The sequence below is a fragment of the Micromonospora sp. WMMD1120 genome (genome assembly GCF_029626235.1).
Taxonomy (GTDB): Bacteria; Actinomycetota; Actinomycetes; order Mycobacteriales; family Micromonosporaceae; genus Micromonospora.
Genome location: NZ_JARUBO010000005.1, coordinates 1,632,090 through 1,658,164, shown reverse-complemented (window position 1 = coordinate 1,658,164; position 26,075 = coordinate 1,632,090). Strand labels below are relative to the sequence as shown.

Sequence of the window (26,075 nt, the reverse complement as noted above, 5' to 3'; positions counted from 1 at the left end):
CGAGCGTATCGGGCCGGTAGGGGCGCGTGCCCGTGCTGCGCTCAGGTGTGAGTCATTCGGCGCGGAGGAGGGCCTCGGCCAGCGTCGCGAGCCCGGCCCGGTCCACCCCGTCCGGCAACAACGGCAGCTCGGTCATCGGCAACCCCAACTCCACCAGGTCCGCGCGGAGCGAGTCCTCCAGCTCGCGGCGGATCAGTTGGTCCCGCGCCTCGTCGTGCAGGCCGGCCACGACGTCCCGATCGGCCGGCAGGCCGGCGGCGACCAGCCCGCGCTCCAGCTCGGCGGTGGTGACCGACCGGCCGGCGGGCAGCGGAGGCCGGACGCCGTTGACGAGCACCCGGCCGATGCCGAAGCCGAGCGCGGTCAGGTCGGCGATCGCGTCCACCGTCTCCTGGACCGGCATCTCCTCCAACAGGGTGACCACGTGCACCGCGGTGATCGGGGATCGCAGCAGCGCGGCGACCCCCTCGCTCTGGGTCTTGATCGGGCCCACCTTGGCCAGTCGGGCCGTCTCCGCCGTCACGTTCAGGAAGCGGCCGATCCGTCCGGTGGGCGGGGCGTCCAGCACCACCGCGTCGTACGCGCGCTGCTGCCCCGAGGTGCGGGTGGTCGCCTCCTTCACCTTGCCGGTCAGCAGCACGTCCCGCAGGCCCGGCGCGATGGTGGTGGCGAAGTCGATGGCGCCGAGCTTGCGCAGTGCCCGGCCGGCCGCGCCCAGCTTGTAGAACATGTCGAGGTACTCGAGCAGCGCCTCCTCGGCGTCCACCGCGAGCGCGTGCACCTCCCCGCCGTCCGGGGCGTCGGTGAGGTGCCGCTCCTCGTAGGGCAGCGGGTCGATGCCGAACAACTGGGCGATGCCCTGCCGTCCCTCGACCTCGACCAGCAGGGTGCGCCGACCGCCGGTGGCGAGGGCGAGAGCCAGGGCCGCCGCCACGCTGGTCTTGCCGGTGCCGCCCTTGCCGGTCACCACGTGGAGGCGGGCCGGCCATCCGGTGCCGGTCGACTCGGCCGGCTGCTGCGCTGCACACACCAGTCGAGCCTATCCAGGCTGGGCGGTCAGGCGACCTCGCAGACCCACCAACCGGTCTTCTGGATCACCGTGAAGCGCAGATCCTGGTCGGCCACCTTCTCGTCGGCGGTGGTCATGGTGAGCCGGGTGGAGACGGTGGCCCGGTCCCCGGTCTGGTTGTCCACCTTCGGGGTGGTCCACCGGAATCGGGGGTTCTGGTAGGTGGAGGCGTACTTCCGTACCTCGGCGACCTTCGCGGCGATCTTGTCGTCGTCGCGGGAGGCGGCGCAGACGCGACTGGCCGCCTTCGTCGCGTCGCGATCCTTGTAGACCGCGGTAAGGAACTCGTCCACGGCGACCGCCGGCTCCTTCGCGCCCTCGCCGGTCTCGGCGTTGCGCAGGGTCAGGAACGCCACCACGCCGCCGCCGACGCAGAGAACCATGATCACGGCCAGGGCGATCACAGCGATCAGCAGCCCGCGCTTCTTCTGCGGTGCGGCGGTGCCCCCGTACGGCGGGTAGGGCGGCGGCGCCGGTGGGATGGCGGTGGGGTCCGGGGCGCCCGGCTGCGGTGCTCCGCCCGGGGCGTCACCGCCGTCCGGCCGGGAGCTGACCGGCTGCCCGGGGAAGGCCGGCTGCCCGGGGGCCGGCTGGGTGGGGACGGCGGGTTGGACGGGGACGGTCGGCGGGGTGGACTGCGGCGGCTCGGCGGGGGACGCGGGGAGGGCGAGTTGTCCGGGCCGCGCAGCGGAGGGCGGCTGGTCGGTGACCGGTGTGCCGGGCTGACCGGAATCGGGCAGGGTCGGCGGGTGCGTGGGTGCGCCGGCCTGGTCGCCGCTGGGCGGTTGGGTCATGTCTTTCCCCCGGGGGGTGCGACGCCCGCCGCCACCGGGGGCGTCGAGCGTGATCGAGCGGGCGGCCGGGCGCTGCGCGACCGTCCGACCGGAAGGGTAGCGGTCGATGAGCGAACCGGTCTCGCCGCTGCCGCGCGGTGCCAGCCGCGATCCGGTCGGTGATACCGCCACCAGCCTCGGTGTCAGGACGCTGACCTGCGGTGTGTCGCATATGTGACTTTTGGTGACGCCCTGTGCGCGTCCTGTGGCGGGACTGCGCCCGCACACCTACCTTCGTCCGGGTGCGGGGGGCCGGAACGGACGATCGGTTCCGGACGGAAGCATGAACCAGGCGGTACGACCGGAGGCAGTGCATGCGCGACGCGGACAACATCCCTCGCACCCCGTTTCCGACGAACGACCGGCCGCGCCGGCCCGGATCGGTGGTCGAGACCGGCGGGCCGGCCGGCGGTCAGCCGATCAACGAACGGTCGTACCGACGGATGCCGGAGCAGGTGGACGCGGTCCGGGCGCCGACCCCGCCCGCCGAACGGGCCCGCGACGACGACGAGCCCGGTTTCGTCATCCACCTGCCGATCCGGGTGCCGACGCTGGCGGCGGCGACGGTGCTGGCCGGGCGGGTGGCGGTGTCCCTGGGCTTCCTGCCCGAGCTGGACGCGGGCGAGACCACGGTGTCCAACGCCGACGACCAGAACAACAGGCACCGGGTCTTCTGCGACCTTTTGCTGCCCGACCGCTCCCGCTGCCCCCAGGGTTACGAGCACGACGGTCTCTGCGGGGAGCTGCCGGCCGCGCCGGAGCAGCGCCCCGCACCTCGTCCGGCCAGCGGACCGTAGGCTGTCCCTCGAACAATTCCGCACCGAGAGGGAGCCCTTCAGCGATGCAGAAGTGGGAATACTCCACGGTCCCGCTGCTGGTCCACGCGACCAAGCAGATCCTCGACAACTGGGGCGAGGACGGCTGGGAGCTTGTCGCCGTGGTCCCCGGGCCGAACCCGGACCAACTGGTCGCCTACCTGAAGCGACCGAAGGCATGAGCAACGGCCCGCACGCGAAGCTCGCCGAGCTGGGGTTCGAGCTGCCCGAGGTCGTGCCCCCGGTGGCCAGCTACGTGCCGGCCGTTCAGTCCGGGCAGCACGTGTACGTCTCCGGTCAGTTGCCCATCGCCGAGGGCAGGTTGCTCGCCACCGGCAAGGTCGGCGCCGGGGTCTCGGCCGACCAGGCGAAGGACCTGGCCCAGCGGTGCGCGCTCAACGCGTTGGCCGCTGTCGACTCGCTCGTCGGCCTGGAGAACGTGGTCAAGATCGTCAAGGTGACCGGTTTCGTGGCCTCCGCCCCCGGCTTCACCGGTCAGCCCGCCGTCATCAACGGCGCCTCCGACCTGTTCGGCACCGTGTTCGGCGAGGCCGGCCGGCACGCGCGCAGCGCCGTGGGCGTGGCCGAGCTTCCGCTGGACGCCCCGGTGGAGATCGAGCTGATCGTCGAGGTCGCCTGACCCGACCCCCTCACACACTCGCGATCTTGCACTTTCTGTCCGGAGAAAAGCCCTGAACAGGGACGAATCAGGGACCGAAAGTGCAAGATCGCGGAGGGTGGCGGGCGGGGTCGTACGATCGCAGCCATGAGCGGGCACGTGACGGGGGCGGTGGCGGCGCTTGCCGACGAACTGCCGGCCTGGGTGACACTTGTGCGTGCGCCCAACCCGGGGCCGATGACTCTCGACGGCACCAACACCTGGGTGCTGCGCGCCCCCACGGCGGAGCACGCCATCGTGGTCGACCCGGGGCCGGCCGACGAGGGGCACCTGAACCAGATCGCCGGGCACGGCCCCATCGGGCTGATCCTGATCACCCACGGGCACCCCGACCACACCGAGGGCGCGGCGCGGCTCAGCGCGCTGCTCGGCGGTGTGCACGTCCTCGCCGTCGACCCGGCACACACCATCGGCGGCACGCCACTGACCCAGCCCGGCGAGCAACTCGGCGGCTTCGGCCTGGACATCCACCTGCTGAACACCCCCGGGCACACCGCCGACTCGGTCTGCTTCCTCGTCGAGCACGGCGACGAGCGGGTGGTGCTGACCGGTGACACCATCCTCGGCCGGGGCACGACGGTGGTCGCCCATCCGGACGGGCACCTCGGGGACTACCTGAACAGCCTCGAACTGCTCTCCGCGTACCAGAAGACCCCGGCGTTGCCGGGTCACGGCCCGGCGCTGGCCGACTGCGCCGCCGCCGCGCTCTTCTACCTGGCCCACCGCCGGGCCCGGCTCGACCAGGTCCGGGCGGCGGTCGCCGCCGGCGCGCACACCCCCGCCGAGGTGGTGGCGGTGGTCTACGCGGACGTGGACCGCTCGCTGTGGTGGGCGGCCGAATGGTCGGTCCGTGCCCAGTTGGAGTATCTGGGCGTCGGCACCGGGGAATCCGCGACCGGGGTCAGTGGGTTGGAGCACACGTGACCTGCCCCGTGTGCGGAACCGTCGCCGTTCCCGGCGCGCGGTTCTGCCACAACTGCGGCGCCGCGTTGCCGGCCGCCGCCACGTTGCCGGCGGCCGAGCGTCGGGTGGTCACCGTTCTCTTCGGCGACCTCTCCGAGTTCACCTCCTGGTCGGAGGACCTCGACCCGGAGCGCGTCGGCGCTGTCACGGACCGGGTGCTCGCCGCGCTCGCCGGCGCGGTGAAGACCTTCGGCGGGCACGTCGACAAGCTCACCGGCGACGGCATCATGGCGGTCTTCGGCGCGCCGGTCGCGCACGAGGACGACGCCGAGCGTGCCGTCCGGGCGGCCCTGTCGATGCAGCGCGCGGTGCGCCGGGTGCTCGACGACGAGCGGGGCGGCGGGGCGCCGCTCGGGCTGCGGGTGGGGCTGAACACCGGCGACGTCATCGCCGGCATCCAGGCCGCCATCGAGTACACGGTCATCGGCGACACGGTGAACACCGCCGCCCGGCTCGCCGACGCCGCCGCCGTCGGCGCCGTCTACGCCGGCGCCCGCACCGCCGCCGCCACCCGGCACGTGTCCTCGTGGCGGGCGCTGCGCCCGTTGCGGCTCAAGGGCAAGCGGGAGCCGGTCGAGGCGTACGAGCTGCTGGGTCTGCTGGACGCGCCGGGCACCCGCTCCGGGCTGGGTGACGAGGCGCCGTACGTCGGTCGGGAGACCGAGATCGGCCGGGTCGCCGGCCGGCTCGCCGAGGTGATCGACCAGGGCGACCCGCGGGTGCTGCTGATGACCGCCGAGGCGGGGATCGGCAAGTCCCGGTTCGCCGCCGAGGTGGAACGGCTCGCCGCCGGGTACGACGTGGGCGCCGGCCGGTACGCCGCGCACACCGGCGCCCGGGTGCTGTCGGTGCGCTGTGCCGCGTTCGGCGAGCGGCGGCGGCTCGCGCCCCTGGCCGACCTGGTACGTGCCGCCGTCGGCCTGCCCAGCGACGCCTCCACCGCGTTGACCCGCCCGGCTGTGGAGGAGCGGCTGCGGCGGTTGGAGCAGCGTCTCGCCCGCTCCGCCGGCACGACAGCGCCGATCGCCACGGAGCAGCTCCTCGCCCTGCTGGGTTACGCGGAACTCCCCGCGCACGTCGGCACCGACAGCGGCGAGTGGGGCGGGACGGGCACCCCGGCCGCCGACGCCGAGGTGGTGCCCAACGCGGTCGCCGACCTGCTCAGCGGGCTCGCCTCGGAGGCGCCGCTGGTGATCGTGGTGGACGACCTGCACGACGCCACCGCCGAGACGATCAGCGCCCTCGGGCTGACCCTGTCCCGGCTCACCGGCCCGGTGCTGGTGCTGCTGCTCGGCCGTCCCGAGCTGGTGCGTACCGCCGGGGCGCTGACCCGGGTCGCGGACGCAGAGGTGCACGCCCTGCCGCCGCTGCGCGGTGCCGACGCCGCACGGCTGCTCACCAGCTACCTCGGCGGTGGCAAGCTGCCCCCGGCCGACGCCGACCGTCTGCTCGCCACCGCCCAGGGCAACCCGTTCTACCTGGCCGAACTGGTCACCCTGCTGATCGAGCGCGGGGCGCTCACGACCGACTCGGTGCGTGCCGCCGAGTCGGCGCGCTCCGCCCGCGCGTCCGGGGACCGGCCCGGCTTCACCGAGCGGGAGCAGGGCGCGTCGGTCGGCTGGCGGCTGGTGCCGGGGTCACTCGGCAGTCGGCTGCTCTCCCGCGACCTCGCCGCCGTGCTCGCGGCCCGCATCGACGCGTTGCCGCCGGACGCCCGCTCGGTGCTGCGCGACGCCGCGGTCATCGGCGACACGGTCCCGGCCGGGGCGCTGGAGGCCATGCGTGAGCAGCGTTCCGGCCGGGACGGCCGACCGTCGGCGGTGGTCGCCGTGGAGCTCGAACGGGCGGTGGAGGAGCTGCTGCAACGCCGGATGCTGCACCGCACCCGCACCGGTTACGCGTTCGCGACACCGCTGATGCGCGAGGCCGCGTACGCCGGGGTGAGCAAGGCGGAGCTGGCCGAACGGCACGCCGCGTTGGCCCGCTGGGCGGCGCCGGCGGACGGGACGGACGTCAGCACCGTCGGCGGCTTCACCGACGAGGCGCGGGACGACTTCGTGGCCACCCACGTCGAGCGGGCCGCCACACTCGCCGACGCGGTGAAGCTGCGCCCGGACGCGCCGGCCCGCGCCGTGGTGCCGCTCGGCGTCGCCGCGCTCGGCCGGGCCGCCCGCCGGTCGCTCTCCGCCGGGGAGCCGGTCCTTGCCGTCGAGTACGCCGAGCGCGCCAACGAGCTGGCCCGCGACGGGGTGCCGGCCGCCGACCGGGTGGTGCACGCCCGGGCGTTGCTCCAGGTCGGCCGGGTCGCCGACGCGTTGGCGTACGCCGAGAAGATCGCCGCGAACGCGGGCGACGGCGCCACCCGGGCCAGCGCCCTGCTGCTGGCGGGGCAGGCCCAGGAGACCCTCGGTGACCAGGGTCGGGCGGTGACCGCCTGGCAGGAGGCGTTGCAGGTGGCCACCGACGGTCACCTGCCGGTGCAGCGCGCCACCGCGATGCGCCGGCTCGGCATGGCCGACTTCGTGGCCGGGCGGCTCAGTCAGGCGAGCAGCCGGTTGGCCGCCGCGTACCAGGTCAGCCTCAGCGCCCAGGACCGGCGCGGGCAGGCGTGGTCGTTGCAGAACCTGGCCTGGGTGACCACCACCCGGGGTGACTTCGCCGGCACGGACGCGGTGCTCGGCCGGGCCGCCCGGCTATTCGCCGAGCTGAAGGACCCGTACGGGCGGGCCTGGCTGCGCGGCACCACGGCGTTCGCCCGGCTGCTCGCCGGCCGACTGCGCGAGGCGTGTCGGATGGCGCAGGTGTTCCTGCCCTTCGGTGAGCGGGTCGGCGAGGCGTGGGCGGTGGGCACGTTACGCGCGGTGGCGGCGTTCGCCACCGCCGAGCTGGGTGACCTGGCCGAGGCGGACCGGGAGGCCCGGCGGGCGTACCGGGAGTTCGCCGCCGCCTCGGACGACTGGGGGCGTGGCTTCGCCCTGGTGGTGCGGGCGGTGGTGGCGCGCGGGCTGGGCGAGCCGGAGCACGCGGCCGACCTGCTCACCGACGCCCTGGCGTACGCCCAGCGGACCTCGCACCCGCTGCTCACCGGGATGGCCGGCACGCTACGGGGTTTCGTCGCTCTGGACCTGAACGACTGCGAGACGGCCGAGCGGGCCGCGCGCACCGTGTTGACCACTGTGGAACCGCACAACCCGCAGGCCCCGGCGCAGGTGGCGCCACGGGTGCTACTGGCCACGGCCCGGCTGGCCGCCGGCGATCCGGCGACCGCCGTGGGGTTGCTCGCCCCGGTGGCCACTGCCGCCGCGAACGGCCCCTCGCTGCTCTTCTCCCGCCGCCAGACGATGGCCCAGTACGCTGCGGCACTGCTCGCGCACGGCCAGCGGGAGCAGGCGTTGGACTGGGCCCGGCGGGCGGTCACCGCACCGGCCGAGGACGTACGCAGCCAGGTGATCGCGGCGAGCGTGCTGGCCGAGGCGTTGGCGGCGTGCGGTCAGCCGGGCGAGGCCCGGTCCTGCGCCCAGGAGGCGGTCCGCCTGGCGTACGCGACGGAGCAGCGCAGCGAACGAGCCGCCGCCGAAGCCCTCGCCGCCCGCCTAAAACCCCCGGCCTAACCCCCGGCCCGGCCCGGCCCGGCCCGGCCCATCCGGCCCGGCGCAGTTGATCATGAAGTTATTGCCCTCCGCATCGGCGTGTCGAGGCAATAACTTCATGATCAACGGGCTAGGTGGGGTGGGGGCAGGGGGGTAGGGGGCAGGTTTGGCGGTTCTGGGGATGTGGTTGACGGGGCGACGGGCTAGCGTGTCAGGACCGTGTGCCGGTCCACAGTGGTGATCGGCGCGCCGTTTCGGGGAGGCCGTTCATGAAGCTGCCGCGATCCATCGCGGGCTGGACCATCGCGGTCTTCGGCGTGCTGGCGTTGGCGATGGGAGCGGTCGGGCTGCTCTGGCCGGAGGCGCAGCTACGCATGCTCGGCTTCGAGGTGCCGGAGACGAGGGCCGTCGGTGACCACACCGGGACGTTCCTGCTGGCGTCCTCGATGGCGGCGTTCAACATGGGTGTCTACTACCTGCTCGCCACCGTCACCGAGTGGCGGGCGTTCTACCGGTTCACGGTGGTCTTCCGGTTGGTCACGTTCACCGTCTTCACCATCGCGGTGCTCGCCGACATCGCCCCCGACCGGTTCTTCGGGGTCGCGGCCTGGGAGGGGCTGGGGGCCGTGGCGACCGCGATCGGTCTGCGACTCGACGCCCGCCGGGGCGCGCCGGCCGGCGGTGTCGCGTCGACCGACGGTGCCGCAGCGGCCACCGCCACCACCGGGGAGGGTACCGGCTCCGCCGGGGCCGCCTCGGCGGACGCGGTGCGCTGAGCCATCGGTCGGGTTGGGTATTTTCGAGCGGTGACCGACACCCCGACCGGCGGCGTGCCAGTGCCGATCGTGCCCGGCCTGACCGATTTGCGGGTCTTTGCCCGGGGCGGGTACGCGACCGTCTACCAGGCGACCCAGATCTCCGTGGATCGCGAGGTCGCGGTCAAGGTGGAGAACCGGACGCTGGACAGCGAGCGGGACCAGGCCCGTTTCCTGCGTGAGGCACGGGCGGCCGGCCGGATGTCGTCGCACCCGCACGTGGTGGACCTCTTCGACGTCGGGGTCACCGTCGACCAGCACCCCTACCTGATCATGGAACTCTGCGACGGCTCGTACGCCGAACGCATGCGTACCTCGCCGCTCGGCCCGGTGGAGGCCCGCGACCTCGGCATCAAGATCGCGGACGCGCTGGCCCACTCGCACGCCGCCGGGGTGCTGCACCGGGACGTGAAGCCGGCCAACATCCTCTACTCGAACTTCAACTCGGCGGTGCTCGCCGACTTCGGGCTGGCCGTCCTCGCCGAGCACCGGGACGCCTCGGTCACCCTGGAGGTGCTCACCCCGGCGTACGCGCCGCCGGAGATGTTCAACCACAGCCCGCCCTCACCGGCCGTCGACGTGTACGCGCTCTGCGCCACCCTCTACGCGGTGATGCACGGTCGGCCGCCGCGCTGGCAGTCCGAGCGCAACCCCAGCCTGATCACGGTGCTGGAGATGTTCAACCAACCGCTGCCCGGCCTGCCCGGCGTGCCGGACGAGCTGATCGACGTGCTGCGCGTCGGGATGGCCAACGACCCGGGCGAGCGCCCCTCCGCCCTGGAGTTGCACGACCTGCTCGCGAACCTGCCGTTCGGCTCACCGGCGAAACCGGTCAGCGGCGCCCCGATCAGCGGCGCCCCGATCAGCGGCGCCCCGATCAGTGGCGCCCCGATCAGCGGCGCTTCGGTCAGCGGTGGCGGGGTGGGCAGCCAACCGGTGAGGGGTGGCGCGGCCCTCGCCGGCCCGTACGCGGCCAGCCAGCCGACGCCCCGACCGCCCATCGAGGACACCCAGCGGACCGTCCCCGCCGGCCGGCGCTGGCGGCGGTGGCTCTTCGGCGGCGCCGGGGTGCTCGCGCTCGCCGCCTCCGCGACCGCGGGAGCATGGGTCGCCGACCGGGCGCCTCCGCCCACCCCGAGCCCATCGATCACCCAGCTCGGCGCGCCGGCGACCGGCCCGCTGCCCGGCTGCGCCACCGGGGCCGGCCTGCCCACCGCCCTGCCCGAGGGTGCCCGGTGCCAGCCCGAGCTGGAATGTTTCGGTCCGGTACGGATCCGGGGCAGCCGCGCCGAGGCGGCTCGACTGCCCTGCGCCGGCCGGCACACCTGGGAGACGTACGCCGAGGGGATCCTGCCGGTGTCGCTGATCGGCGCCGACTACGACGAGGTGGTCGCCGCCGAGCCGGTACGGCAGGTGTGCAGCGCCACGACGTTCCGGTTGACCACCGGGATCACCAAGGCGACCGGCTGGCACCTGGAGGTGCTACCGCCGGTCGAGGGCAGCATCGACCGCACCTACCGCTGCCTGGCGGGGCGGGGCGTGGACGCCCTCACCGCCCCCACGCTCACCGGCCGCTGAGCGGCGGGGCGTGGACGCCCTCACCGCCCTCACCGCCCCCACGCTCACCGGCCGCTGAGGCCGTTCGTCCCGCGTCGCCGGTCACGCACCGCACGCAAGGCGTCCCGGCTGTCGAGGGCTTCGAGCGTGTCGGCGTCGATCCCGTACGGCATCAGCTCGGGCGGCCCGGCGGCGGCCGAGCGGTCGACCGGCTCCGGACTGTCGCCCTGCCGAGCGGCCGAGAAGGCGACGCCAGCCACCATGGTCAGCAGTACGCAGAGCAGCGCGAGGACCACACCGAGAAGGTCCTGTCGGCGCCACACGACCAGCATGACCAGCGGTGCGAGGGCGGCCAGCGCCGCCAGCACCGCCACCGTCCGCGCATCGGGTCTGGACAATCGACTCACCCGTCCAGCATGTCGCGACGGGGCTGGCTGTCAACCGCAGAGGCGACCGGCGCGCCGATCCGCGTTGATCGATTGGCCGCCCGGAAGTGACCGATCGGCGCGCCACGGAGTGGACCGGAACCGCTACTCTCGGTATCCCGCAGGCCGTTCCGTCAGCGAGGTCGCCAATGAACGTACACAGTTTCCGGTCCCGGCTCCGTGCGGTAGCGACGACGCTGGCGGTCGCCCTGACCCTCGTCCTGGCCGCCGCCGCCGGATGCGACAGCCGGCAGGAGCCGGAGCTGCCGTCCGTGCAGGAGAAACTGCGCGAGTCGCACATCTACGGTCAGGCCAAGCTGCGTATCGGTGTCGCCACCAACGAGCCGTTGATGGGCGAGTTGCGCAACGGCCAGCACGTCGGCTTCGACGTCGAGATCGGCAGGTACATCGCCGCCTCCCTCGGGTTCGAGGGGGACCAGCGGCTGGAGTTCGTCTCGGTGGCCACCGAGGACCGGATCCCGGCGCTCCAGGGCGGCACCGTCGACCTGGTGGTGTCCAGCTTCTCGATCACCGAGGAGCGCAAGAAGCTGGTCAGCTTCGCCGGCCCGTACTTCGTCACCACCCAGGAGGTGATGGTCGCGGCCCGGCTCAAGGATCAGATCCGCACCATCGAGGACCTGCGTAACCCGGCCTACCGGGTGTGCACCAGCGGTGGTTCCACCACCGAGGCGGAGCTGGAGAAACACCAGGTCAAGACGTTCGTGGTCAAGGACGTGGGTGACTGCGTCGACGGCATCCGCAAGGGCCGGTACGACGCGGTCAGCTCCGACGAGTCGATCCTCGCCGGATTCCTGGCCAGCTATCCCAAGGACTTCGAGATCGTGGACATGCCGTTCGGCACCAGCGAACTGCTCGGCATCGGCGTGCCGATCGGCGACCCCGCGCTGCGGGACCTTGTCGCCTACTTCCTGCAGAAGAGCTACGAGCAGGGTCGGGACGGCGAGGCGAGCCCCTGGCAGACCGCGTACAACCGGACCCTGGGCCCCTGGTTGAAGGCCGAGAAGCGCCAGCCCCAGCCGCTGGAGGTGCCGAAGCTCGTCGACTTCGACGACAAGGCGCCGGCGAAGTGAGCGCGGCACCGACCGCGACCGGCGGCGACGGGCCAGTCCCGCCGCCGCGTACGTCGGCCCCCGCCGACGACGCCGTCGCGCCGACCGCCGTGGACGGCGTGGCCTGGCCGGAGGGTGTGCCGGCCGTCGAACCCGCCGCGCCGGTCGTCGCCGACGTGGAGCCCGGACGGGTGCGGTGGGACCCGGCCGAGCGACGGGCCCGTGCCAGCCAGTCGTTCTGGACGGCGGTCGTGGGCGTACCGGCGATCTTCTCCGTGCTCCGCCTCGGCGTGGAGGCCGGCGGTGAGCTCCAGACCACGCTGCTGCTGGTGGCGAACGTCGGACCGGTCAACCTGCTGGCCGGCTTCCTGACCACTGCGGCCCGGCTACTCTCGACCGGCATGGTCGCCGTCTTCGCGCTCGGCGCGGTGCTGGCCGTCAGCGCGGACCGGCTTCCGGCGGGCAGCCGTCGCCGGCCGCTCTTCGCCCGCTGGGCCGACATCACCCCGGCCTGGGTGGTGCTGGCCAGCTTCCTGCTCGCCCTGATCACCTGGCCGCTGCTCTACCTCCCGTTGCTGCTGCCGGCGTTCGTTGCCGCGTTCCAGCTCCGGCCCTCGCGACTGCACGACCAGGTGATCCCCCGGTTGCTGATGATCGCCGCGTTGCTCGCCGGGTACGCCTGGCTGCTGCTGCCCACGATGCGCGAGGCCAACAAGCAGGACGAGTGGCTGGTGCTGACGCTGATCGTGGTGCCGCCGGTGCTGGCGCTCTTCGTCGCGGGGCCGCTGCCGGGCCTGGTGATCCGGCCGCTGGCGTCGCTGACCGAGGTGGCGGTGCTGGTCACGCTGGTCTGGGCCGCGGTGCCGGTGATCAGCACACCGGTGCTGCCGTTGACAGTCACCACTGTCGGCCCGGAGGGTGGGCCCACAGAGGACGTACGCGGGCACGTGGTGACCACCGACGACGTCAACATGGTGATCCTCCAGGAGCGGGGCGGCGTGCGTTACGTCCCGGTCGGTCTGGTCCGGGCCCAGGTGCTCTGCCCGAGCGAGGAGGAGCTGCCCCGCCACCAGCTACGCATCCACGACTTCCACGTCGAGGACTCGCTGCTGGAGGGGATGGGGCGGCGGGTCCGTCCCGTCCACCGCATCGACGCCGCCTGCCGGGCCCCGGCCTGACAGCCGGGCCGTCAGTACGACTTGTCCTGCCCGAGGACGTGCTGGGCCACGAAGTTGAGGATCATCTCCCGGCTGACCGGGGCGATCCGGCCGGCCCGGACCGCGCCGAGCAGGGTGGCCACCCCGTACTCGGTGGTCATGCCGGCCCCGCCGAGCGCCTGGACGGCGGTGTCCACGGCGAGCGCGGCGGCCTCCCCGGACGCGTACTTGGCCATGTTGCCGGCCACCCCGGCCTCCAGGTCCCGGCCGGCGTCATAGAGGGTGGCCGCCTTCTGGATCATCAGCCGGGCCAGCTCCACCTGGACCGCCGCGTGCGCCAGCGGGTGCGACACGCCCTGGTGGGAGCCGATGCTGCGGCCACCCCAGACCTTCCGGGTGGCGGTGTACTCGCTGGCCCGCTCGATGGCGTACCGGCCGGTGCCGGCGCCCATCGCGGCCACCGTGATCCGTTCCGGGTTCAGCCCGGAGAAGAGCGCCGGCAGGCCGGCGTCCAGCGACGCACCGACCAGCGCGTCGGCGGGCACCCGCACGTCGTCCAGGTAGAGCAGGAACTGGTTCTCCGGGGACAGGATCTCCATGTCCAGCTTGGAGCGGGTCAGCCCGGCCGCGTCGGTGGGCACCAGGAACAGCGCGGGCTTGAGCTTTCCGGTGGAGGAGTCCTCGGTTCGGGCCACCACCAGCACGTGGCCGGCCTCGTCGACGCCGGAGATGTAGCACTTGCGGCCGTTCAGCAGCCAGCCGTCGCCCTCCCGGCGGGCCACGGTGCCGAGCCGGTGGAAGTTGGAACCGGCCTCCGGCTCGGTGATCGCGAAGACGATCTTCTGAGAGCCGTCGGCGAGGCCGGGGAGATGCCGTTTGCGCTGCTCCTCGGTGCCGTGCCGGGTGAGCACCGTCGCCGCGATGGCGGGGGAGACCACCAGCAGCAGCAACGGACACCCGGCCGCGGCCAACTCCTCGCAGACGATGGCCAGCTCGGTGATGCCACCGCCCCCGCCGCCGTACTCGGTGGGGATGTTGACCCCCAGGTAGCCGAGCCGTCCCGCCTCGGCCCACAGCTCGGTGGTGTGCTCGCCGGCCTTCGCCTTCGCCACGAAGTAACCGTGACCGTACCGGCGGCCGAGCGCCCGCACGGCGTCGCGCAACTGATCCTGCTCGGGGGTGAGGTCGAAGGTCATTGCGGGTCCTCCTCGATAACGGCCAGCACGGCGCCGGTCCGCACCTGACCGCCGGTCGGCACCGGCAGCTCGGCGACCACGCCGTCGATCGGGGCGAGCACGGGATGTTCCAGCTTCATCGCTTCCAGCGTGAGCAGCGGGTCGCCGGCCGCGACCCGCTGGCCGACCTGGACGTGCACCCGGGTCACCGCGCCGGGCAGCGGCGCGAGCAGCGACCCGGCCGGCACGGCCGTGCCGGGTGGCGGGAGGCGCGGCAGCTCGGCCAGGGCCGCCGCCCCGTCCGGGCCGTCCACGAAGACCTCCGACCCCACCCGGTGTACGCGGTACGCGTGGCGAACCCCGTCGACGTCGAGCACCACCCGGTCCGGGGCGGCCTCGACCAGCCCCACGGTGGGCGCTACCGCCGGATCAGCGGCGTCGGAATCGGTCGGCCCGGTCGCGGCGCCCCCGGCCGTGCTGGACCACTCGGCGAGCCGGCCGCCACGGTCCAGCCGGTAGCGGACCTCGATCTCCTCGCCGTCCGGGCCGGTGAAGCGGGCGACCTGCGCGACGGCGGGCACGTTGCGCCAGCCCGACGGCAGGCCGCCCAGCACCGGTGCGGTCGCCCGCCGGTGCGCGGCGCCGGCCAGCGCGGCGGCGAGAGCGGTGAGCGGGACCTGGTCAGCGGGGAGGAGCGGGGCGAGGACGTCGGGGTGCCGGTCCAGGAAGCCGGTGTCGATGTCCACGGCGCCGAAGTCGGCGCTGCGCAGCACCCGGACCAGCGCGTCCCGGTTGGTGGTCACCCCGTGCAGCTCGGCCCCGGCCAACGCGCCGGACAGCAGCCGGGTCGCCTCCGCCCGGGTACGTCCCCAGGCGACCAGCTTGGCCAGCATCGAGTCGTAGTGCGCCCCGACCACCGAGCCGTCCACCACACCCGAGTCGAGCCGCAGGCCCGGCCCGGCCAGCCCGGCGAACGCCGTCGCCACACCCGGCACCGTGAACCGGTGCAGCGTGCCGGTGACCGGTCGCCAACCCGCCGTCGCGTCCTCCGCGCACAGGCGTACCTCGATGGCGTGGCCGGTGCTCGCCGGCAGCGCCGCCGGCAGCGGCTCACCCTCGACCACGAGCAGTTGCAGCGCCACCAGGTCCAGCCCGGTGCACAGCTCGGTGACCGGGTGCTCCACCTGGAGCCGGGTGTTCATCTCCAGGAAGAAGACCTCACCGGTCGGGGCCAGCAGGAACTCCACGGTGCCCGCGCCCAGGTAGTCGACGGCCCGACCGGCGGCCACGGCCGCCTCGTGCAACGCCGTCCGCACCGGCTCCGGCACGACCGCCGGGGCCTCCTCGACGATCTTCTGATGGCGACGCTGGATCGAGCACTCCCGGTCGCCGAGGGCCACCACCCGACCATGGGCGTCACCGAAGATCTGCACCTCCACATGCCGGCCGCGTTCGACGTACCGCTCGATGAAGACAGTGCCGTCACCGAACGCCGCAGCCGCCTCGCGGCGCGCGGAGGCGACGGCCTCGGCGAGCCCGGCGGCGTCCCGGACGATCCGCATGCCCCGCCCGCCACCGCCGGCGGACGCCTTCACCAGCACCGGGAAGGCGGTGACCTGCTCGGTGTCGGTCCAGCTCGGCAGCATCGGCACACCCGCCTCGGCGAGCAGCACCTTCGCGGCCAGCTTGTCGCCCATCACGGCGATCACCTTGGCCGGCGGACCGACCCAGGTCAGCCCGGCGTCGGTCACCGCCGCCGCGAACTCGGCGTTCTCGGCGAGGAAGCCGTAGCCCGGATGGACCGCGTCCGCGCCGCCGCGCCGGGCCGCGTCCAGAATCAGGTCCATCCGCAGGTACGTCTCGGCCGGAGTGGCCCCCGGCAGCCGGACCGCCCGGTCGGCCTCGGCGACGAAGGGCGCGGCGGCGTCGGCGTCCGAGTGCACGGCCACCGTCTCCACACCGAGCGCCCGGCAGGTCGCGAAGATCCGGCGGGCGATCTCGCCCCGGTTGGCGACCAGAAGTCGTGAGATCACAGCAGCTCCTACATCCGGAAGACGCCGAAGCCGTCGGCGCCCTTCACCGGTCCGTTGTGGATCGCCGACAGGCAGAGCCCGAGGACGGTACGGGTGTCCCGGGGGTCGATCACCCCGTCGTCGTAGAGCCGCCCGGAGAGGAACAGCGCCCCCGACTGCGACTCGATCTGCTGCTCGACCATCATCCGCATCGCCGCGTCGGACTCCTCGTCGTAGTCGCGACCCCGCGCGGCGGCGGCCTGCCGGGCCACGATGGAGAGCACGCCGGCGAGCTGCGCCGGGCCCATCACCGCCGACTTCGCGTTCGGCCAGGTGAACAGGAACCTCGGCTCGTACGCCCGACCGCACATCCCGTAGTTGCCGGCCCCGTACGAGGCGCCCAGGTTCACCGTCAGGTGCGGCACCGTCGAGTTCGACACCGCGTTGATCATCAGGGCGCCGTGCTTGATGATGCCGCGCTGCTCGTACTCGGTGCCGACCATGTAGCCGGTGGTGTTCTGCAGGAAGATCAACGGTGTGTCGGACGCGTTGGCGAGCTGGATGAACTGGGCGGCCTTCTGCGCCTCCGCGCTGAACAGCACCCCCCGGGCGTTCGCCAGCACCCCCACCGGGTAACCGTGCAGCTCGCCCCAGCCGGTGACCAGCGCGTCCCCGTACGCCGGCTTGAACTCGTCGAAGTCGCTGCCGTCGAGGACCCGGGCCAGCACCGCGCGCGGATCGAACGGCACCTTCAGGTCGGCGCTGGTGATGCCGAGCAGCTCCTCCGGGTCGTACGTGGGCGGCTGCGGCACCGCCGTACGCGGCGACGGGCCCTGCTTGCGCCAGTTCAACCGGCGTACGCACTGCCGGGCCAACCGGATGCCGTCCCGCTCGTCCTCGGCCAGGTAGTCGGCGAGCCCGGACGTGCCGGCGTGCATCGCCGCGCCGCCCAGCGACTCGTCGTCGGTGACCTCGCCGGTCGCCATCCTCACCAGCGGTGGCCCGGCCAGGTAGACCTGCGACCGGTCCCGGATCATGATCACGTGGTCGGACATTCCCGGCACGTACGCCCCACCGGCGGTGGCGTTGCCGAACACCACGCTGACGGTGGGGATGCCGGCCGCCGAGAGCCGGGTCAGGTCCCGGAACACCCGACCGCCCGGGATGAAGATCTCCGCCTGGGTGGGCAGGTCCGCCCCGGCCGACTCGACCAGGTTGACCATGGGAAGCCGGTTGGCCAGCGCGATCTCGCCCGCCCGCCGGGTCTTCGCGAGCGACCACGGATTGACCGCGCCGCCGCGTACCGTCGGGTCGTTGGCGACGATCAGGCACTCCACGCCCTCGACCACCCCGATGCCGGTGACCACGCTGGCCCCCACCGGGAAGTCGGTGCCGAACGCGGCGACCGGCGACAGCTCCAGGAACGGGCTGTCCGCGTCCACCAGCAGCTCGATCCGCTCCCGGGGGAGCAGCTTGCCGCGGGCGTGATGCCGGCTCACGTACTTCTCGCCGCCGCTGGCCCGAGCCTGGTCCAGCGCGGACTCCAGCTCGGCCAGCCGCTCCAGCAGGGCCGCCCGGTTCGCCAGGTACGCGGGCGCGGACGGGTCGATGCCGCTCTCCAAAATGCTCACCGTGCCTCCCTCGTTCGCGACTGCGGGGCTTGCAAACCCGGCGCACTCCTCGCGCTCACAGGCCGATGCCCTTCGCGATGATCTCGTTCATGATCTCGGTGGTGCCGCCGCCGATGCCGAGGATCCGCGCGTCGCGGTAGTGCCGCTCCACCTCGGCGTCGCGCAGGTAGCCGAAACCGCCGTGCAGCTGCAACGCCTGGTCGACGACGTGGTCGCAGGCGGCCACCGCCACGTTCTTGGCCATCGCCACCTCGGTCACCACCGGCTCGCCGGCGGCGACCCGGGCCGCCACCTCGTGCACGTACGACCGGGCCGCCTCGGCCCGGGTGTGCATCTCGGCCAGCCGGTGCCGGATCAACTGCCGGCTGGCCAGTGGACGTCCGAACGTCTCCCGGTCCCGGCACCACCGCACCGCCAGCTCGACACAGCGCTGCGCGGTCGCGTACGCCTGGGTGGCCAGCGAGAGCCGTTCCGTCGCGAACTGCTGCATGATCGCGAGGAAGCCGGTGTTCTCCGCCCCGATCCGGTTGGCCACCGGCACCCGCACGTCGACGAAGGACAGCTCGGCGGTGTCCGAGCAGTGCCAGCCCAGCTTGTCCAGCCGGCGGCCCACAGTGAACCCGGGTAGCCCCTTGTCGATGACCAGCAGGGTGAGCGCGCCGCTGCCGGGGAAGTTGGTACAGACCGCCGTGGTCACGAAATCGGCCCGGTGCCCACTGGTGATGTACGTCTTCGACCCGTTCACCACGTAGTGGTCGCCGTCCCGGCGGGCGCAGGTGCGGATGCCGGCCACGTCCGAACCGCCGTCCGGCTCGGTGATGGCCAGCGCCCCGATCATCGTGCCGGCCAGCGTGGGCCGGACGTACCGCTCGATCAGGTCGTCGTCGCTCGCCGCGACCAGGTGCGGCACCGCGATGCCGTGCGTGAACAGGGCGGCCACCAGTCCGGACGAGCCGCCGGAGCGGATCAGCTCCTCGGTCATGATGATCGAGTCGAGCAGGCTCCCACCACTGCCACCGACCGACTCGGGGAAGCCGATGCCGAGCAGGCCGAGCTTCGCGGCCGTCGCGTGCAGCGCCCGGGGTACCTCGCCGGCCCGCTCCCATTCGCTCAGGTGGGGCAGCACCTCCCGGGTCACGAACGCACGCGTCAGCTCCCGCAGTTGCCGCCGCTCCGGCGTGTCGACGATGCTCATGGCAGCACCTCGACCGGCAGGTCGACGACCCGGGCGCGGAGCAGCTCGCCGAGCGCCTTGGCCTGGGGGTCGAACCGGGTGGACGCCGCGACCCCCGCGCCGAGCAGGCCCTCGACCACGAAGTTGACAGCGCGCAGGTTCGGCAACTCGTAGCGCCGCACCGTCAGCGGGGCGGTCTCCGGCAGCAGCTCGGCCAGCCGCTCGACAGTCAACCAGGCGCGCAGCCACGCGTACCCGGCGTTGGAACGCGCCCAGACGCCGAGATTGGCGTCCCCGCCCTTGTCCCCGGAGCGCGCGCCGACCACCTGGCCGAGCGCGCCCCGGCGGGTTGGTCCGTCGACAGCCGCGTCGCCGCCCGGGTCCGTCTCGTCCGGCGCGACGGCCGCGGTACGCGTCGGCGGGGCGATCGGCACCCGTTCGCCACCGGGCAGCATTGCCACGTGCGCCACCGCGTCCTGCGGCGTCGCCTCGGCGGTGAACACGCCGTACGGTGTCGCGTCGCCCGGCACCGTGGTCAGCGTGCAACCCGGGTACGAGGCCAGCGCCAGCTCCACAGCGGCGGCCGAGAACGCCCGTCCGGCCCGCGCCCGGTCACCGTCGCGCAGGTGTACGTGCAGCAGCGCGCTCGCCGCCTCGGTGTCCACCGCGTCCGGGTGGTCGGTCCGGGCCAGTACGCACTCCAGCCCGTCAGCGCCCACCGCCTCCTCGATCTGGCCCCGGACCAGTGCCGCCTTCGCCTCGATGTCCAGGCCGCACAGGACGAACGTCATCGAGTTGCGGAAGCCGCCGAGGTTGTTGACGCCCACCTTGAGGGTGGCCGGCGGCGGCGTGCCCCGGACGCCGGAGACCCGCACCCGGTCCGGCCCGTCGGGGCTCAACGTCACGGTGTCCAGTCGGGTCACCACGTCCGGCCCCAGGTACGCCGGCCCGCCGATCTCGTAGAGCAGTTGCGCGGTGACCGTCTCCACGGTGACCGCGCCGCCGGTGCCCGGATGCTTGGTGAGCACCGACGAGCCGTCGGCGTACACCTCGGCGATCGGGAAGCCGGGCCGGTGCCCACCGTCGGGCAGCTCGGTGAAGAAGCTGAAGTTGCCGCCGGTGACCTGTGCCCCGCACTCGACGAGGTGCCCCGCCACGGTGGCTCCGGCCAGTTCGTCGAGGTCGTCGCGGCCCCACCCGTAGCGGGCGATGGCCGGGCCGACCACCAGCGACGCGTCGGTGACCCGCCCGGTGACCACCACGTCCGCACCCGCGCCGAGGCAGGCGGCGATCCCGAACGCGCCGAGGTACGCGTTGGCGCTCAACGCGTCCGGTCGCTGGATCGCGTCGCCCTCCACGTGCCCGACCCGGACCGGCAGGCCGAGCCGGTCGGCGAGCTTCTCGATGGCAGAGGCCAGGCCGGCCGGGTTCAACCCGCCGGCGTTCGTCACGATCCGCACCCCGCGGTCGAGGGCGGTGCCGAGACACGTCTCCAGTTGCCGCAGGAACGTCTTCGCGTAGCCCAGGTCGGGGTCCCGCAGGCGGTCCCGGGCGAGAATCAGCATGGTCAACTCGGCCAGGTAGTCGCCGGTCAGCACGTCCAGCTCGCCACCGTCGAGCATCTCCCGCCACGCTGTGAAACGGTCGCCGTAGAAGCCGGAGGCGTTACCGACGCGGATCACGCGCGTACCCCGCTCGGGCCCGTCGGTTCGCGGCCGGCGCCGGGCGGCCCGGCGAACGCCTGCGCCACGTCGAGCCATTCGTCGGCTACCGGTCCGGTGGCGACCAGGGCGAGGTCCGCGCGGTGCCGGCGCTGGGTGACCAGCAGGCAGAAGTCCCGGGCCGGCCCGGTGAGCCGGTCGGCGGCCTCCGCCGGACCCCACACCCACGTGTCGCCGCCCGGTCCGACCAGCTCCACCCGGACCGGCGTGGTTGGCGCCACCCGGCCGTGCGCGACGAAACCGTGCCCGAGGGTACGGACGCCGAGGTGCGCCACGTGCCGGAGCCGGTCGCTGTCCGCAGGGATCACGCCGAGCGCGTCGGCGACGTCGACGCCGTGCGCCCAGGTCTCCATGATCCGGGCGGTCGCCATCGAGGTGGCCGACATCCGGGTGCCGTACCAGGGCAGCTTCTCTCCGGACGGGACGGCGGCCAGCGCGTCGACGAGCGCGGTCCGGCCGTCCCGCCAGCGGGCGAGCAACTCGGCCGGTGGGGCGAGGAAGTGCTCGGCGCCGACGTCGACGAGTCGGGTCACGTCCGGTGCGCTGGTCACCGTCGCGTAGAACGCCTCGGGGTCGGCGGCGCTCAGCAGCGCGACGTGGTCGGTCCACGCGAGGTGGGCGATCTGGTGCGCGATGCTCCAACGCGGCGCGGGGGTCGGTGTGGCCCAGCCGGCGGCGGGCAGAGTGGCCACCAGATCGTCCAGGTGGGCGGACTCGTCGGCCAGGTCGGTGAGCAGGTCGCTGAGGTCGACCATGGTGCCTCCGGTCGGTGGTGGCCGCTGCGGCCGGCGGTCAGGGCGTGAGCAGTGTGGTGAGCTGACGCTTCCAGGTGGTCAGGAGGGCGGTGCGGCGTGCCGAGTCGTCGCTGAGCAGGTTGGCCACCCCGAGCCCGCGCATCAGGTCGAGGGTGGCCTGCACCGCCTCGCGCACGCCGGGGCGGCCTTCGTCGACCCCGAGCAGCGCGACGGTGAGCCGGTGCATCTCCCGACCGACCGTCGCCTCGAGCGGAACCAGGGCGTCCCGGAGTTCCCGGTCGGTACGCGCGGCGACCCAGAGTTCGAGCGCGGCCACGAACAGCGGCCCGGTGAACGCCACGGCGAGCAGGTCGATCACCCGGTCCAGTCGCTGCGGACCGGCCGGCAACGCCTCGGCCTCGGAGCGCAGCTCATCGGCGCGCCGTTCGGCCAGGTGGCCCACGGCGGCAGTCACCAGCGCCGCCTTGGTCGGGTAGTGATGCAGTTGGGCCCCCCGGGACACGCCGGCGCGGGCGGCGACCACAGTGGTCGTGGTGCCGGACCACCCGTGCTCGATCAGGCAGTCGACGGTCGCCTCCAGCAGTCGGGCCTGGGTGGCGCGACTGCGCTCCTGCTGTGGGACACGCGTCGATGCGGGGGACACGCGAACAGCGTGCGGCCTCAGAAACAAACAGTCAAGCTTGACTTTTTTTTGGGACCGGTCCCGGTGCCCTCGCCGCCGTGGGCGGTGCTGCCGTGGGTGGTGCCGCGCTGGGCAGTGCTCCGGCGGGCGGTGCTCCGGCGGGCGGTGCGGCTGGGCGGCGCTCCGGCGGGCGGTGCTGCGGTGAGCCCCTGTCGAGCTGCCCAGTGAGCGGGGCAGGCCCAGCGCACCGTACTGGTCAACCAGCCTTGTTCGGACGCCCCCGGGTCGATGCGCTTCACCGGGCCGGGTCGGGCCGGGCCGGGTCGGGCCGGGCCGGGCGGTGGCCGGGATGCCGTCGGGGGCATGAGCGTGGTTTCGTGCCCCACATCTGGGGCAGCTCTACAGGCCGCGAACTGGTAAGCGCGGGGCACCAACAGGCGCGCGCCGGCCCGACAAGACCCACTCACCCCGCTGCCAGCCGTCGATTCCGCGCTCGCCGCGCCGCCACGGCGACTCGGAAACGGGGGCGTGGGCGCTCAGCGGCCGTCGCGTGGGCCGAAGACGGCCAGCGCGTCGGCGTCGCTGTGCTGCGAGCGCAGGTACTCGTCCGCCCAGGCGGCGGCGTCCGGGAAGGTCGACTCGGCGGCCACCCGGGCGCACGCCGCGTCCACGTCGAAGGCGGTGCGGCGCAGCTGGACGCCCGGCCCGAGCAGCGCCCACCACGCGCCCGCGCCCCCGTACGGCATGCCGACGCTGCCCGGGTTGACCACCAGGCGTCGGTTCACCAGTCGGGTGAAGGGCATGTGCGTGTGGCCGCAGACCACCGTGGTGACCTCGGCGGGAAGGCCCTCGAACACCTCCGCCCAGCGCCCTAGCCGCGAGTCGACGAGCACCACCTCCTCGTCACGGAGCTGGCCGGCGGCCCAGTTCGACACCTCGATCGAGGCGGGTCGCCCGGCGCGGGCCTCGACCAGCTCGCGGTCCGCGTTGCCACCCACCCAGCACACCCGGTCACCGAGGCCGCTGAGCACGTCCAGCACCTCTACCGGCTGCGGGCCGGCCGCGATGTCGCCGGTGAGCACGATCAGGTCGGCGGCGGTGACGTCCGGGTCGGCCAGCACGGCCTCCAACGCCGGAAGCGCGCCATGGACGTCGGAGAGCACCGCAACCCGGTTCAGCATGGGCCCACCCTCACCGCTTCGGCGCAGCGGAACCAGTGTTTTCTGCGCAGGGCAGACGAAACGTCCCCGCCGTCCGTCGGTGACGGATGGCGGGGACGGGACGTACCGCTCAGACGCGGGCGCGGCGGGCCAGGCGCTCCGGGTCCAGGATGATGATGCTCTTGCCGTCCAGCCGCAGCCAGCCGCGCGAGGCGAAGTCGGCGAGGGCCTTGTTGACGGTCTCCCGTGAGGCGCCGACGAGCTGGGCGATCTCCTCCTGGGTGAGGTCGTGGGTCACCCGCAGGACGCCACCGTCGCGGGTGCCGAACCGGCCCGCCATCTGGAGCAGGTTCTTGGCGACCCGACCCGGCACGTCCGTGAAGATCAGGTCGGCGAGCGAGTCGTTGGTCCGGCGCAGCCGCCGGGCCAGCACCCGGAGCAACTGCTCGGCGATCTCCGGCCGGTTGTTCAGCCACGGCCGGAGCGCCTGCTTACGCAGCCGCACCAGGCGGGTGTCGGTCACCGCCGTGGCGGTCGCCGTACGCGGGCCCGGGTCGAAGAGCGACAGCTCGCCCACCATGTCCGACGGACCCATGACAGCGATCAGGTTCTGTCGGCCGTCCGCCGCGCGGCGGCCAACCTTGATTTTCCCGGACAGCAGGATGTAGAGGCTGTCACCGGGCTCGCCCTCATTGAAGACGATCTCGCCCTTGCGGACCTCGATCGTCTCCATCTCCTTGGCGAGCGCCTCGGCAGCTTCCGGGTCGACACCCTGGAAGATCCCGCTGCGGGCCAGTACCTCGTCCATTGCGCACCTCCGGTTGCGCGTGCCGTCCGTCGGCCGGGGCCGCCGTCCGCTGATCCCCTCGCGCGCCGCCAAGTCTAGGCGCACGTGAGCATGAATCAGAGGTGGCCCCTGGAATCGTGATCGGTGGGCGTAACCTGCCCGACGTGCTGAGCGAGCCGATTCTGACCAGCCGGGCCGAGGGCGGGCAGGGCGTCCCACTGCTCGTCTGGCGTGCGGACGTACCAGTGCGGGCGGTCAGCAGCGGCCCGCTCGGCGGAGGGATCGGAACCCGGCACTGGGTGCTGAACGCGACAGTCCCCATGTCGTACGACCGGGAGGACCCCGCCGCGCACCTGGCCGCGCTCGCCGCCGACCTGACCCTCGACGGGCCCGGGGTCGGCCTGCTGACCGGCGTCGACGTGAGCGAGGTCGTGGCGCGGACCGACACCGGGGTGCGCGCCTGGGCGACGGTCGGGCTCGGCACGCCGGTGCCGGCCGCCGCGCCGGCCGCGCTCGCGCCGCGCGTCGGCACCGTCAACATCGTGGTGTACGTGCCGGCCCGGCTCGCCGACAGCGCGCTGGTCAACGCGGTGGCCACCGCGACCGAGGCGAAGAGTCAGGCGATCGCCGAGCTGGGGCTGCCGGGCACCGGCACCCCGACCGACGCGGTCACCGTGCTCTGCCCGGTGGACGGGCCGGAGGCGGCGTACGGTGGGCCGCGCTCGACCTGGGGCGGCCCGCTCGCCCGGGCGGTGCACGCCTCGGTGCTGGCCGGGGGCGCCCGGCCGGTGGTGCCCTGGTCCGACCAGGTCAGCAGCGGAAAATCCACCCGATCGGCTGGGGTCGGCGCGTTTAACGACCGGTAGGGTCGCGGGCGATGTACGCTTCCGCCCCTCCCGCGTCCCGCCCGCGTCGCCGCGTCCCCCTCGGCCTCGCGGCGCTGCTGGCTGCTCTTCTGGTCGCCGGCTGCGCCGACTCCGGTGGCGCGGACCCCGTCTGGCAGCCCGGCGCCGGGGGCGGTGGCACCGGCGCGCCGGTCTCCACGGCCGGCCCGAAGGCCACCGGCTCGGACGACTCCGGTCAGGGCGGGGCGATCTCGCTCTCCGCCACCGGCGACATCATCATGGGCAACGCGCCGAGCCGACTGCCGGCCGCCGGCGGTAAGGGCTTCTTCGAGTCGGTGACCGGGGCGCTCAAGGCCGACCTGGTGATGGGCAACCTGGAGGAGCCGTTGACGGTGGACACCGGCACCGGCAAGTGCGGGGCCAACTCCACCCGCTGCTTCCAGTTCCGGGCCCCGCCGGAGTACGCCGCGCACCTGCGCGACGCCGGCTTCGACGTGCTCAACCAGGCCAACAACCACGGCTACGACTACGGGCCGAAGGGCTACGAGAACACCCAGAAGGCCCTCCAGAAGTACGACCTGGAGCACACCGGGGCACCGGACGAGATCACCGTTGTCGACGTCAAGGGCGTCAAGGTCGCGGTGGCCGGCTTCTCGTCGTACGTCTGGTCCAACAGCCTTGTCGACATCGCCGAGGCCAAGACGGTGGTGGCCAAGGCGGCCACCATGGCGGATCTCGTCGTGGTGCAGGTGCACATGGGCGGCGAGGGAGCGGACAAGACCCGGGTGAAGCCGGGCACCGAGATGTTCCTGGGCGAGAACCGGGGCGACCCGGTGAAGTTCTCGCACGCGATGATCGACGCGGGCGCCGACCTGATCGTCGGGCACGGCCCGCACGTGCTGCGCGGAATGGAGTTCTACCGGGGGCGGCTGATCGCGTACAGCCTGGGCAACTTCGCCGGCGGCGGCAACTCGCTGAGCAACGCCGGGCGGCTCGGCTGGGGCGGGGTGCTGAAGGTGTCGCTCAAGCCGGACGGCAGCTGGGCCGGTGGCTCGTTCACCTCGACGTACATGAACTCGGCCGGCAAGCCGACGATGGACCCGGACGACCGGGGTCTGGGGCTGGTCACCGAGCTGAGCCGCGCCGACTTCCCCAAGGGTGGCGCCCGGTTCGACGGCCAGGGCAGGATCTCGCCGCCGACCGGCGGCTGACCCGGCGAG

Annotated in this window: 22 protein-coding genes and 1 pseudogene; 11 read left to right on the top strand and 12 right to left on the bottom strand. The window is 73.4% G+C overall.

All coding sequences use genetic code 11. The features are described from left to right. Positions 1–52 precede the first annotated feature (52 nt). A complete protein-coding gene (locus tag O7634_RS07895) occupies positions 53–1,030 on the bottom strand; it encodes an ArsA-related P-loop ATPase (protein WP_278149486.1) in 978 nt (325 codons plus the stop codon). 26 nt (positions 1,031–1,056) lie between these two features. Further along, positions 1,057–1,665, bottom strand: a pseudogene (locus O7634_RS07890) (hypothetical protein); the annotation flags it as partial. Positions 1,666–2,216: 551 nt separating this feature from the next. Between O7634_RS07890 and O7634_RS07885 the strand changes: the two are divergent. The 7 genes from O7634_RS07885 (at position 2,217) to O7634_RS07855 (ending at position 10,342) form a co-directional block, all read left to right on the top strand. Then, complete coding sequence (locus tag O7634_RS07885; protein WP_278149485.1) at positions 2,217–2,699, top strand: hypothetical protein; 483 nt, start codon at positions 2,217–2,219, stop codon at positions 2,697–2,699. A gap of 44 nt (positions 2,700–2,743) precedes the next feature. After that, entirely contained in the window at positions 2,744–2,899 is a 156-nt protein-coding gene (locus O7634_RS07880; RefSeq protein WP_007466198.1) for a DUF4177 domain-containing protein, read from the top strand. Beyond that, the gene (locus tag O7634_RS07875; RefSeq protein ID WP_278149484.1) at positions 2,896–3,357 is read left to right on the top strand and encodes a RidA family protein; all 462 of its coding nucleotides are present in this window, start codon (positions 2,896–2,898) and stop codon (positions 3,355–3,357) included. Before O7634_RS07880 ends, O7634_RS07875 begins: the two co-directional genes overlap by 4 nt. A gap of 126 nt (positions 3,358–3,483) precedes the next feature. After that, on the top strand, positions 3,484–4,320 hold the full coding sequence (locus tag O7634_RS07870; RefSeq protein ID WP_278149483.1) for an MBL fold metallo-hydrolase: 837 nt from the start codon (positions 3,484–3,486) through the stop codon (positions 4,318–4,320). Then, a complete protein-coding gene (locus tag O7634_RS07865) occupies positions 4,317–7,970 on the top strand; it encodes an adenylate/guanylate cyclase domain-containing protein (RefSeq protein WP_278149482.1) in 3,654 nt (1,217 codons plus the stop codon). Before O7634_RS07870 ends, O7634_RS07865 begins: the two co-directional genes overlap by 4 nt. Positions 7,971–8,218: 248 nt before the next feature. After that, complete coding sequence (locus O7634_RS07860) at positions 8,219–8,725, top strand: hypothetical protein (RefSeq protein WP_278149481.1); 507 nt, start codon at positions 8,219–8,221, stop codon at positions 8,723–8,725. 30 nt (positions 8,726–8,755) lie between these two features. Next, the gene (locus O7634_RS07855) at positions 8,756–10,342 is read left to right on the top strand and encodes a serine/threonine-protein kinase (RefSeq protein ID WP_278149480.1); all 1,587 of its coding nucleotides are present in this window, start codon (positions 8,756–8,758) and stop codon (positions 10,340–10,342) included. 44 nt (positions 10,343–10,386) lie between these two features. On the opposite strand, the gene O7634_RS07850 is transcribed toward O7634_RS07855, so the two are convergent. Then, positions 10,387–10,719, bottom strand: coding sequence for a hypothetical protein (locus O7634_RS07850; RefSeq protein WP_278149479.1), 333 nt, complete (start codon positions 10,717–10,719; stop codon positions 10,387–10,389). 176 nt (positions 10,720–10,895) lie between these two features. On the opposite strand from O7634_RS07850, the gene O7634_RS07845 reads away from it, so the two are divergent. Beyond that, complete coding sequence (locus O7634_RS07845; RefSeq protein WP_278149478.1) at positions 10,896–11,837, top strand: transporter substrate-binding domain-containing protein; 942 nt, start codon at positions 10,896–10,898, stop codon at positions 11,835–11,837. Beyond that, positions 11,834–12,994 carry a hypothetical protein gene (locus tag O7634_RS07840; RefSeq protein WP_278149477.1) on the top strand — a complete coding sequence of 387 codons (1,161 nt, stop codon included), beginning with the start codon at positions 11,834–11,836 and terminating at the stop codon, positions 12,992–12,994. Before O7634_RS07845 ends, O7634_RS07840 begins: the two co-directional genes overlap by 4 nt. Before the next feature lie 11 nt (positions 12,995–13,005). Here the strand turns inward: O7634_RS07840 and O7634_RS07835 are convergent, their stop codons facing one another. The 9 genes from O7634_RS07835 to O7634_RS07795 form a co-directional block, all read right to left on the bottom strand. Beyond that, on the bottom strand, positions 13,006–14,169 hold the full coding sequence (locus O7634_RS07835) for an acyl-CoA dehydrogenase (RefSeq protein WP_278149476.1): 1,164 nt from the start codon (positions 14,167–14,169) through the stop codon (positions 13,006–13,008). Beyond that, positions 14,166–16,181 (bottom strand): biotin carboxylase N-terminal domain-containing protein, encoded by a 2,016-nt coding sequence (locus tag O7634_RS07830; RefSeq protein WP_278149475.1) that lies wholly within the window; start codon positions 16,179–16,181, stop codon positions 14,166–14,168. Before O7634_RS07830 ends, O7634_RS07835 begins: the two co-directional genes overlap by 4 nt. Before the next feature lie 8 nt (positions 16,182–16,189). Beyond that, positions 16,190–17,791: a carboxyl transferase domain-containing protein gene (locus tag O7634_RS07825; protein ID WP_278149474.1), complete on the bottom strand. Its 1,602-nt coding sequence runs from the start codon at positions 17,789–17,791 to the stop codon at positions 16,190–16,192. Positions 17,792–17,846: 55 nt separating this feature from the next. Next, on the bottom strand, positions 17,847–18,986 hold the full coding sequence (locus tag O7634_RS07820) for an acyl-CoA dehydrogenase family protein (RefSeq protein ID WP_278149473.1): 1,140 nt from the start codon (positions 18,984–18,986) through the stop codon (positions 17,847–17,849). After that, positions 18,983–20,647 (bottom strand): acyclic terpene utilization AtuA family protein, encoded by a 1,665-nt coding sequence (locus tag O7634_RS07815; protein WP_278149472.1) that lies wholly within the window; start codon positions 20,645–20,647, stop codon positions 18,983–18,985. The genes O7634_RS07820 and O7634_RS07815 overlap by 4 nt, the downstream gene beginning before the upstream one ends. Beyond that, complete coding sequence (locus O7634_RS07810) at positions 20,644–21,441, bottom strand: TIGR03084 family metal-binding protein (protein WP_278149471.1); 798 nt, start codon at positions 21,439–21,441, stop codon at positions 20,644–20,646. Before O7634_RS07810 ends, O7634_RS07815 begins: the two co-directional genes overlap by 4 nt. Positions 21,442–21,478: 37 nt before the next feature. Further along, the gene (locus O7634_RS07805; RefSeq protein ID WP_278149470.1) at positions 21,479–22,084 is read right to left on the bottom strand and encodes a TetR/AcrR family transcriptional regulator; all 606 of its coding nucleotides are present in this window, start codon (positions 22,082–22,084) and stop codon (positions 21,479–21,481) included. Between the two features lie 515 nt (positions 22,085–22,599). Further along, positions 22,600–23,244 carry a metallophosphoesterase family protein gene (locus tag O7634_RS07800; RefSeq protein WP_278149469.1) on the bottom strand — a complete coding sequence of 215 codons (645 nt, stop codon included), beginning with the start codon at positions 23,242–23,244 and terminating at the stop codon, positions 22,600–22,602. A gap of 109 nt (positions 23,245–23,353) precedes the next feature. Continuing rightward, complete coding sequence (locus tag O7634_RS07795) at positions 23,354–24,031, bottom strand: Crp/Fnr family transcriptional regulator (protein ID WP_007466162.1); 678 nt, start codon at positions 24,029–24,031, stop codon at positions 23,354–23,356. Between the two features lie 143 nt (positions 24,032–24,174). Here O7634_RS07795 and O7634_RS07790 point away from each other — a divergent pair, with 143 nt between their 5' ends. Both O7634_RS07790 and O7634_RS07785 read left to right on the top strand, forming a co-directional pair. Beyond that, the gene (locus O7634_RS07790; RefSeq protein ID WP_278153903.1) at positions 24,175–24,876 is read left to right on the top strand and encodes an adenosylcobinamide amidohydrolase; all 702 of its coding nucleotides are present in this window, start codon (positions 24,175–24,177) and stop codon (positions 24,874–24,876) included. 11 nt (positions 24,877–24,887) lie between these two features. Beyond that, complete coding sequence (locus O7634_RS07785; RefSeq protein WP_278149468.1) at positions 24,888–26,066, top strand: CapA family protein; 1,179 nt, start codon at positions 24,888–24,890, stop codon at positions 26,064–26,066. Positions 26,067–26,075 lie beyond the last annotated feature (9 nt).

Bases quoted from the DNA above. Each gene is read 5' to 3' on its own strand.
- O7634_RS07885 (WP_278149485.1), top strand. From the start codon at position 2,217: ATGCGCGACGCGGACAACATCCCTCGCACCCCGTTTCCGACGAACGAC.
- O7634_RS07880 (WP_007466198.1), top strand. From the start codon at position 2,744: ATGCAGAAGTGGGAATACTCCACGGTCCCGCTGCTGGTCCACGCGACC.
- O7634_RS07875 (WP_278149484.1), top strand. From the start codon at position 2,896: ATGAGCAACGGCCCGCACGCGAAGCTCGCCGAGCTGGGGTTCGAGCTG.
- O7634_RS07870 (WP_278149483.1), top strand. From the start codon at position 3,484: ATGAGCGGGCACGTGACGGGGGCGGTGGCGGCGCTTGCCGACGAACTG.
- O7634_RS07860 (WP_278149481.1), top strand. From the start codon at position 8,219: ATGAAGCTGCCGCGATCCATCGCGGGCTGGACCATCGCGGTCTTCGGC.
- O7634_RS07845 (WP_278149478.1), top strand. From the start codon at position 10,896: ATGAACGTACACAGTTTCCGGTCCCGGCTCCGTGCGGTAGCGACGACG.
- O7634_RS07835 (WP_278149476.1), bottom strand. From the start codon at position 14,169: ATGACCTTCGACCTCACCCCCGAGCAGGATCAGTTGCGCGACGCCGTG.
- O7634_RS07820 (WP_278149473.1), bottom strand. From the start codon at position 18,986: ATGAGCATCGTCGACACGCCGGAGCGGCGGCAACTGCGGGAGCTGACG.
- O7634_RS07810 (WP_278149471.1), bottom strand. From the start codon at position 21,441: ATGGTCGACCTCAGCGACCTGCTCACCGACCTGGCCGACGAGTCCGCC.
- O7634_RS07800 (WP_278149469.1), bottom strand. From the start codon at position 23,244: ATGCTGAACCGGGTTGCGGTGCTCTCCGACGTCCATGGCGCGCTTCCG.
- O7634_RS07795 (WP_007466162.1), bottom strand. From the start codon at position 24,031: ATGGACGAGGTACTGGCCCGCAGCGGGATCTTCCAGGGTGTCGACCCG.
- O7634_RS07785 (WP_278149468.1), top strand. From the start codon at position 24,888: ATGTACGCTTCCGCCCCTCCCGCGTCCCGCCCGCGTCGCCGCGTCCCC.